Annotated in this window: 7 protein-coding genes; 3 read left to right on the top strand and 4 right to left on the bottom strand. The window is 62.8% G+C overall.

Annotation, left to right across the window (positions count from 1 at the left end):
- Window positions 1-88: 88 nt before the first annotated feature.
- Complete coding sequence (locus NKI38_RS29530; protein ID WP_352663920.1) at window positions 89-1,243, bottom strand: ABC transporter substrate-binding protein; 1,155 nt, start codon at window positions 1,241-1,243, stop codon at window positions 89-91.
- 217 nt (window positions 1,244-1,460) lie between these two features.
- Window positions 1,461-2,306, bottom strand: a complete 846-nt coding sequence (locus tag NKI38_RS29525) for a class I SAM-dependent methyltransferase (RefSeq protein WP_352663918.1) — start codon at window positions 2,304-2,306, stop codon at window positions 1,461-1,463.
- Window positions 2,307-2,381: 75 nt separating this feature from the next.
- On the opposite strand from NKI38_RS29525, the gene NKI38_RS29520 reads away from it, so the two are divergent.
- Window positions 2,382-2,864, top strand: a complete 483-nt coding sequence (locus tag NKI38_RS29520) for a helix-turn-helix domain-containing protein (protein WP_352663916.1) — start codon at window positions 2,382-2,384, stop codon at window positions 2,862-2,864.
- A gap of 6 nt (window positions 2,865-2,870) precedes the next feature.
- On the opposite strand, the gene NKI38_RS29515 is transcribed toward NKI38_RS29520, so the two are convergent.
- Both NKI38_RS29515 and NKI38_RS29510 read right to left on the bottom strand, forming a co-directional pair.
- Complete coding sequence (locus tag NKI38_RS29515) at window positions 2,871-3,776, bottom strand: LysR family transcriptional regulator (protein WP_023758236.1); 906 nt, start codon at window positions 3,774-3,776, stop codon at window positions 2,871-2,873.
- A gap of 70 nt (window positions 3,777-3,846) precedes the next feature.
- Window positions 3,847-4,623: a DeoR/GlpR family DNA-binding transcription regulator gene (locus NKI38_RS29510; RefSeq protein ID WP_352663914.1), complete on the bottom strand. Its 777-nt coding sequence runs from the start codon at window positions 4,621-4,623 to the stop codon at window positions 3,847-3,849.
- A 403-nt stretch (window positions 4,624-5,026) separates the two neighbouring features.
- Between NKI38_RS29510 and NKI38_RS29505 the strand changes: the two genes are divergently transcribed.
- Together NKI38_RS29505 and NKI38_RS29500 are read left to right on the top strand one after the other, a co-directional pair.
- Window positions 5,027-5,914 (top strand): phosphotransferase, encoded by an 888-nt coding sequence (locus NKI38_RS29505; RefSeq protein WP_352663912.1) that lies wholly within the window; start codon window positions 5,027-5,029, stop codon window positions 5,912-5,914.
- Window positions 5,911-8,364: a GcvT family protein gene (locus tag NKI38_RS29500; RefSeq protein ID WP_352663910.1), complete on the top strand. Its 2,454-nt coding sequence runs from the start codon at window positions 5,911-5,913 to the stop codon at window positions 8,362-8,364. Before NKI38_RS29505 ends, NKI38_RS29500 begins: the two co-directional genes overlap by 4 nt.
- Window positions 8,365-8,386 lie beyond the last annotated feature (22 nt).

Raw genomic sequence — 8,386 nt, 5'->3', positions numbered from 1 at the left:
ATGGGGGAGAGGTGGCCCCGTAGCGGCCGGAGAGGGGGCTGGCGCTGCCATATGCGATTGCCCTGCCCACAAGGGGAGGGAAGGGCGCTTAACGACCGCCGATGACGCCGATATAGTCCGACACCCAGCGGTAGTAGGGCACGCACTGGTCGTTCTGGGTGGCGCATTTCGACACTGGGGTCTTCCAGAACTTGATCTTGCCGAAATTGTCGTAGCCGTTGGTCTTGCAGCCTTCGTCGGTCAAAAGCTCATTGCCCTTACAGGCGGCTGGCACGACGGGCAGCGAACCAAACCAGGCCGAGACATCGCCCTGCACCTTGGGCGACAGCGAATGTTCCATCCACATATAGGCGCAGTTGGGATTGGCCGAGTCGGCTTCCATCATCGTGGTGTCGGCCCAACCGGTTGCGCCCTCCTCCGGAATGGTCGAAGCGACCGGCTTCTTGGCGGCGACCAGCGTATTGACCTGATACGGCCACGAACCGGAAGCGACGACGCCTTCGTTCTGGAAATCGTCGACCTGGATAGCGGCGTCATGCCAATAGCGGCCGACCAGGGTGCGCTGGACGCGCAGCAGGTCGAGCGCTGCCTTGTACTGGTCCTCGTTCAGTTCATAGGGATCCTTGATGCCGAGTTCCGGCTTGTGGAACATCAGATAGTTGGCGGCATCCGCGATGTGGATCGGCCCGTCATAGGCCTGGACACGGCCCTTGTTGGACTTGCCGTCCGGCAGCTTCATTTCCTCGAAGACGATGTTCCAGCTCTTGGGAGCCTCCTTGAACACGTCGGTGTTGTACATCAGGACATTGGGACCCCACTGGTAGGGAACGCCGTAGTGAGCGCCGCCGACGGTGAACCACGGCGCGTCCTTGAGGCGCTCGTCGACCGTTTTCCAGCTTGGGATGAGGTCGGTGTTGATCGGCTGTACGCGCTTGCCGGCGACCAGCCGCAGCGAGGCATCGCCTGAAGCGGTGACGAGGTCGAAACCACCCTCGTTCATCAGCGAGACCATTTCATCTGACGTGTTGGCGGTCTTGACGTTGACCTTGCAGCCGGTCTCCTTCTCGAAGGAGGTTACCCAGTCATAGCCCTTGTCGGTTTCGCCGCGCTCGATGTAGCCCGGCCAGGCAACGATGTTGACCTGGCCTTCGCCTTTGCCCAGTTCCTTGACCTGGGCAACGGCCTGACCGGAAAAGGTCAGCGCGACCGTCAGAGCAGTGCATGACTTCAGGAATGAATTCATTGTCGATCTCCCATTTAGGCGCCTGACTGCGAAGGCCGGTTTTCGGTCTTCGCCAGGAGTCACGCGCAAACTGAAAAAGTCAGTTCGTCCGTTGGACTTGATGCCGCTCTGAATGGCGGCTTGATCCCTGGAATCGGAAAGTGCTTGGAAAATTCCGGTTTCGCAAATTCATTTATCAGAAGGGTGATATCGGTTTTTCCGATAGCCAGACGCCCCTTCAAGCCAGCGCCGTCACCAGCCAGCAGGCCGCATTGAAGCGAGCCTCACCGTCCTCCACGAAAGGCGCGAACGCAGCAGGCAACACCATGGTGATTTTTTCGGCCGTTGCCCGGTCAACCTCGCGCAGCGCGGCGCCGACCGACCCTAGCCGGGTGGCGTACGTCATCAGATCGTCTTGGGCGATCTGACACAGGACGTCCGCCTGTTCGACTTCGATTGATGCCCAGCCGCTCGCGTCAAGGATCCGCTTCACCTTGGCGCCGTCGGCAAAGGCAAACTGCCCCGGCGCATCCGGGTCTGGCGCGGGTGCGGGCGGCAGGAAAGGCGCAGCCGCTCGCGCGGCGGTCGTCATGAAATCATTCTCGACCGGACTGCGCCAAGCAACAAAGGCGAGTTTGCCACCGCGCCTTGCGGCCCGTCTTATGTTGGTGAACGCGGCCACGGGATCATCGAAGAACATGACGCCAAAGCGCGAGACAACAGCGTCGAAGTGCCCGGATTCGAATGCATACGCCTGGGCATCGCCCACTTCAAAACTTGCGTTTGCTACCTCTTCCCGCCGCATGCGCTCCGTCGCCAGGGCGACAAGCGGCTGCGAAATGTCAAGCCCAACACAACGTCCGTCGTTGCCCACGAGGCGCGCCATCGCCAGAGTTGTAGCGCCGGCGCCGCAGCCGATGTCCAGGACATTGCCGCCTTCCCCGGGATAGCCGGCATCGACTACGAGCCGCTCGAACGGCGCCAGTACCTCGTCGAGGATCGGCTGCATCTCGACCCAGGCCTTTCCGCTGACATCATTCCAAAGCGCGGCTTGCCGTGTGTTTGGCTGCGCGGATTGTGGCATAACGGACCTCACTTTCTGTTGCTCTCACCGCTCGTCGCGAGCACTCTACGAGTTCAAGCCGACTTGAGGTCAAGCATGAAAGATATGGATATTGCCGAAGTGTCACGCCGCACAGGCGTGCCCGCCTCGACACTTCGCTACTACGAGGAAAAGGGCCTCGTCGCCTCGATCGGCCGTCGCGGCCAGCGCCGCTTGTTCGACCCGGCCGTCCTGGAACGGCTCGCCTTGATCGCGCTTGGACGCGCCGGTGGATTTGCACTGGACGAGATTTCCGCGATGCTGACGCCCGACGGCCTGCCGAAAATGGATCGAGGGCGCCTGGATGCCAAGGCGACCGAACTTGACCAAACCATCCAGCGCCTGACCGCGATCCGAGAGGCTTTACGTCACGCCGCCCGATGTCCGGCAGCCCGGCCAATGGAGTGTCCGACGTTCCGCCGCGCCGTCAGGCTTGCCGGCGCCGGCCGCTTCGAGGTTGCTCCAATCGGGCCGTTCAAGGCGGAGGCGGTCTCTGTCACAAGGCGCGAGCGCAAGACTGGCGACGTCAACTTGGAGTAGGCCACACTAGCGGCGGACCGTCCGTTGCGACTGTGCAAGGCCGATGAAATCGCGTGCCGCCTGAGGCAGGCCGGAGCCGCGCCGCCAGACCATGCCGACCTGGACCACCGGCAAGGAACCTGAAATATCGCGCGATTCGATGCGGTCGCCTTCCAGCGACCAGGGCCGGTAGACGAGATCGGGCAGCAGCGCCACGCCGGCACCGGTCGCGACCAGACTGCGCACGGCCTCGACGGAACGGGTGCGGAAGGCGACATGTGGCTTGGCGCCAATTGCCGTCAGCAGCTTGCCGGTGTTTTCCTCGATCTCGTCGACGGTCAGCATGATCAGCGTTTCGGAGGCAATGTCGCCGATGCTGATGATGTCAGCGCTGGCGAGCGGATGACCGAGCGGCAGCCACAGCCGATAGGCCGAGACTTCGAGGATTTCCGACTGCAGCGCGGTGCGGTCGCGCAAATTGGAGGTGACCATGACGGCAATGTCGAGCTTGCCGCCGATCAAGAGATGTTCGAGATAATCGCCATTGTCCTCGATGGCCGAGACCTCGACGCCGGGATAGGCGCGGCGATAACGGGCAAGCAGGTCCGACAGCACATAGCCCGCGACCAGCGAGGTGACGCCGAGCTGCAGTCGCCCGCCCACTGCCGCCTGTTCGCCTGAGAAAGAGCGGCGCGCGTCGGAAACGTCGGCGAGGATCTTGGTGGCGTGGCGGAGGAACTGGTGGCCTTTGTGGGTGATGTTCAGCCCGCGCGGATGGCGTTCGAACAGCTCGACGCCGAGATCGCTTTCGAGTTCCTTGATCGCTTCGGTGACCGACGATTGCGAGATGGAGAGGTTCTGCGCGGCACCCGACACCGTGCCTTGCTCGGCCACGGCGATGAAGAACTGCAATTGGCGGATGGTGAAAGCCATGGCCGGACTAAACACGCTGCAGACAACGGTGGGAAGTGCCGGCCAAATCGTCAACATAAAGTTGGCTGGATCAGAACCCGCTCTCCGCGCCGACGATGCTGAGCCGCGCGCCGGCCTGCGCCAAGGCCGCGGCTATATCGTGCGGCGGTGACCGGTCGGTGGCGAGTTCGGAAAAGCTGTCGAAGCCGCAGACCTGGACCAGACCAAGGCGGCCGAACTTCGAGTGATCGGTGATGACGAGTGAACGCTGGCCGCGGGACAGCACCATGCGGGCGAATTCGGCCTCTTCCAAATCATAGTCCATGACGCCCATCACCGCATCGACTGCGCCGGTGGAGATGATGGCGTGGCTGACCGAGAAGCGGCTGACGAAGTCTATGGCCGAGGCACCGAAGGCAGCGCCGGAATCGCTGCGCAATTCGCCACCGGCCATATAGACCTTGTTGCCGTTGATGGTGGCCAGCGTGCGGGCGATGTCCGACGAATTGGTGACGACCGTCAGGCGCCGGTGGCCGAGCAGCTCTCGGGCAAGGAACGAGGTCGTCGTGCCGGTGTCGAGCATGATCGATTCGCCGTCGCGGATGGTGGCGGCGACCATGCGGGCAATGACGCGCTTGGCTTCGGCATTCTCACGCATGCGCCGTTCGAACGGCGCCTCGCCCACCATCGACGGCAGGCCGATGGCGCCGTGCATCTTGAGGACCGAGCCGTCGCCGGTGAGCGGTTTGACGTCGCGGCGCACGGTCTCGAGCGACACGCCCAGCCGGTCGGCCAGACTGGCGATGGTGACGGTGCCTTCTTCCTGCAGGAGCCGCAGGATTTCGCCATGGCGTTTGGATTGAGCCATTTGATTCCCCGAACTGAGACTTTGACCGATTTTAAGGTAATCCAAGCGCTTTTAAAGGAGTTATCTTATGGTTTCGGGCAAAACACCCAAAAAAAGTCACATCTTTTTCTTGACAACCGGGCAACCCTGTCGTGAAATCAAGACAGGGTTCGGAGCTGCAACGGGAGGATGATGGCAGAGCCGCAACTCACGCATCAGGCCGTTTGGAACGTGCCGGGCGCAAGGAATTTTCAGATCCGCGGGGGCGGATGCCGGGCTCAAAAACCTGGCCAAGGGGCTCGTCGGTGCGGTGCGGGATACCGATCCTGGCATCCCGCACCGACGAGATCGTTTGCGTTTCTCCCACCGTCGTTGCGCTCTCTATGGCACCCTATCGAACCCCCAGCAAACCAGGGATGATTCTGTGACTGCCGAAGAACGCATCCGCGCCCTGCCCTGCTGGACCGGCGGCATCGAAATCGCACCATTGCCTGGCGGTCTGAGCAACGCCAACTATGTGGTCGCGGACGCGGCCGGCAAACATGTCGTGCGTTTCGGCAAGGACTATCCGTTCCACCATGTCTTTCGCGAGCGCGAGGTGATGACGGCGCGGGCGGCCCATGCCGCCGGTTTCGCGCCGGCAGTCCTCCATGCCGAACCGGGCATCCTGGTCACGGAGTTTCTTGGCGCCAAAACCTATCAGGCGGAAGATGTGCGCGCCAACCTTGGCCGTGTCGCGGCCTTGATGCGCGCCTTCCACCGGGAGATGCCCAATCACGTCTCCGGCGCCGGCTTCATGTTCTGGGTGTTCCATGTCATTCGCGACTATGCGCGCACGCTTGAAGAAGGCGGCAGCCGCAAGCGCAGCGACTTGCCGCGCCTGCTGACGCTGGCCGACGAGCTGGAGCGCGCGCAGAAACTGCTGCCGATCGTCTTTGGCCACAATGACCTGTTGCCGGCCAACATTCTCGACGATGGCAACAGGCTGTGGCTGATCGACTTCGAATATGCCGGCTTCAACACGGCGATGTTCGACCTCGCCGGCGTGGCCTCCAACGCCGGCATGAGCGACGAGGAATCCTTCGCCTTCCTGACCGCCTATTTCATGAAGGAACCGGATGAGGCGATCCGCCGTTCGCACGCGGCCATGCAATGCGCCTCGCTGCTGCGCGAGGCGATGTGGAGCATGGTGTCCGAGCTGTATCTCGACGCGCCCGGCATCGACTACATCGCCTACACCGAGGAAAACCTGACGCGGCTCGAAGGCGCGCTGGAAAACTACAGAACGAAGTACGGGACACAGAAATCATGACATTGCCTAGCCAGGCCGCGATCGTCGTCATCGGCGGCGGCATCATCGGCTGTTCGACGGCCTATCATCTGGCGCGCGACCACAAGGCCGACGTCGTGCTGCTGGAGCAGGGCAAGCTGACCTCGGGCTCGACCTGGCATGCCGCCGGCCTCGTCGGGCAGCTGCGCTCATCGGCCTCGATCACCCGCGTGTTGAAATACTCCGTCGACCTCTACAAGGAACTGGAAGCCGAGACCGGCCTTGCCACGGGCTGGAAGATGACCGGGTGCCTCAGGCTCGCCACCAATGCCGACCGCTGGACCGAGTACAAAAGGCTGGCGACGACGGCGAAAAGCTTCGGCATGGACATGCAGTTGCTGTCGCCGGCGGAGGTCAAGGCCATGTGGCCGCTCATGGAAACCGGCGATCTTGTCGGAGCCTCCTGGCTGCCGACCGATGGCCAGGCGAGCCCCTCCGACATCACGCAGTCGCTGGCCAAGGGCGCGCGCATGCATGGCGCGAAATTGTTCGAGGATGTCCGCGTCACCGGTTTCGAGCTGAAGGACGGCCGCATCACGGTGGTGAAGACCAGCAAGGGCGACATCGCTTGCGACAAGGTGGTCAACTGCGCCGGGCAATGGGCGCGGCAGGTCGGCGCGATGGCCGGCATCAACGTGCCGCTGCAGCCGGTGAAGCACCAGTATATCATCACCGAGAAGATCGATGGGCTGGCGACCGACGCGCCGACCATCCGCGACCCGGACCGGCGCACCTATTTCAAGGAAGAGGTCGGCGGGCTGGTGATGGGCGGCTATGAGCCGAACCCGCAGGCCTGGGCGACCGATCTCCCGGGAGGCGACGTACCCAATGATTGGGAGTTCCGGCTGTTCGACGACGACTACGACCATTTCGAACAGCACATGATGCAAGCGATCGCGCGGGTGCCGGCGCTGGAAACCGTCGGCGTCAAGCAGATGATCAACGGGCCGGAGAGCTTTACGCCGGACGGCAATTTCATCCTCGGCACAGCGCCCGAATGCGCCAACATGTTCGTCGGCGCCGGCTTCAACGCCTTCGGCATCGCCTCGGGCGGCGGCGCCGGCTGGGTGCTGGCGCAGTGGGTGGTCGATGGCGAAGCGCCGCTCGACCTGTGGGTGGTCGACATCAGGCGCTTTTCCAATCTGCACCGTGATCGCCAATGGGTACGCGAGCGCACGCTGGAGGCCTATGGCAAGCATTATACGATCGGTTTTCCGCACGAGGAGTACGCCAGCGGACGCCCGCGCATCGTCTCGCCGCTGTACGAGCGACTGAAACAGCAGCGCGCCGTGTTCGGCTCGAAGCTCGGCTGGGAGCGGCCGAACTGGTTCGCCCCAGAAGGCGTCGAGGCGCAGGATATCTATTCGATGGAGCGGCAGAACTGGTTCGCCGCGGTCGGCGACGAACACCGGCACGTGCGCGAAAAGGTAGGCATCTTCGATCAATCGTCCTTCGCCAAATACGAGCTGAGCGGGGCTGACTCGCTGAAGGCGCTGGACTGGATCTGCGCCAACGACGTCAGCAAGCCGGCCGGCCGGCTGACCTATACGCAGCTTCTCAACACGCGCGGCGGCATCGAGGCGGATCTCACCGTGGCGCGGCTGGCCGAAGAGACGTTCTACATCGTCACCGGCACAGGCTTCCGTACCCATGATGCTTCGTGGATCAGCGACCATATCGGCGAAGGCCTCGATGCCACGCTTGTCGACGTCACGGAGGACTTCGGCACGCTGTCGCTGATGGGACCACGCGCACGAGATGTGCTGGCTGGCGTGACCGAAGCCGACGTGTCGAACGCGAGCTTCCCGTTCGGCCATGTGCGCGAAATCGCCGTCGCCGGTCACACGGTTCGGGCGATGCGCGTCACCTATGTCGGCGAGCTCGGCTGGGAACTGCATGTGCCGATCGCGGCCACCGGCGAAGTCTTCGACGCTCTGATGGCGGCAGGCAAGACGCATGACATCCGCCCGGTCGGCTACAGAGCGCTCGAATCGCTGCGGTTGGAAAAAGGCTATCGGGCCTGGGGCTCCGACATCACACCCAACGACACGCCACAGGAAGCCGGGCTCGGCTGGGCGGTCAAGCTGCGCAAGAACATCGATTTCATTGGTCGGCGAGCGCTCGAGACGGCCAGCGGCGCGGCGCTGAAGAAACGTTTCGCCGGCTTCACGGTCGATGACCCCGAGATCGTGTTGCTCGGACGCGAGACCATCCTACGCAATGGCGAGCTGGTCGGCTATCTCACCAGCGGTGGCTACGGCTACACGCTGGGCAAGAACATCGGCTACGGCTATGTGCGCAACGCCGATGGCGTCAGCGACGATTTTCTCACCTCGGGCGACTACGAACTGGTGGTCGCGATGGAACGAACACCGGCCAAGATCCATCTCGAGCCGATGTACGATCCGACAGCCGCCAAGGTCAAAGCGTAGAGTTCTTTAATAGGACGCAATT

It is taken from the genome of Mesorhizobium sp. M0621 (genome assembly GCF_040320745.1).
GTDB lineage: Bacteria > Pseudomonadota > Alphaproteobacteria > Rhizobiales > Rhizobiaceae > Mesorhizobium.
Note: the sequence above shows the minus strand (reverse complement) of the source record. Positions and strands in the feature narration are given on the sequence as shown.

Excerpts from the sequence above, each read along its gene's own strand:
- NKI38_RS29525 (WP_352663918.1), bottom strand. The coding sequence starts at position 2,306 with ATGCCACAATCCGCGCAGCCAAACACACGGCAAGCCGCGCTTTGGAAT.
- NKI38_RS29510 (WP_352663914.1), bottom strand. The coding sequence starts at position 4,623 with ATGGCTCAATCCAAACGCCATGGCGAAATCCTGCGGCTCCTGCAGGAA.
- NKI38_RS29530 (WP_352663920.1), bottom strand. The coding sequence starts at position 1,243 with ATGAATTCATTCCTGAAGTCATGCACTGCTCTGACGGTCGCGCTGACC.
- NKI38_RS29515 (WP_023758236.1), bottom strand. The coding sequence starts at position 3,776 with ATGGCTTTCACCATCCGCCAATTGCAGTTCTTCATCGCCGTGGCCGAG.
- NKI38_RS29520 (WP_352663916.1), top strand. The coding sequence starts at position 2,382 with ATGAAAGATATGGATATTGCCGAAGTGTCACGCCGCACAGGCGTGCCC.
- NKI38_RS29500 (WP_352663910.1), top strand. The coding sequence starts at position 5,911 with ATGACATTGCCTAGCCAGGCCGCGATCGTCGTCATCGGCGGCGGCATC.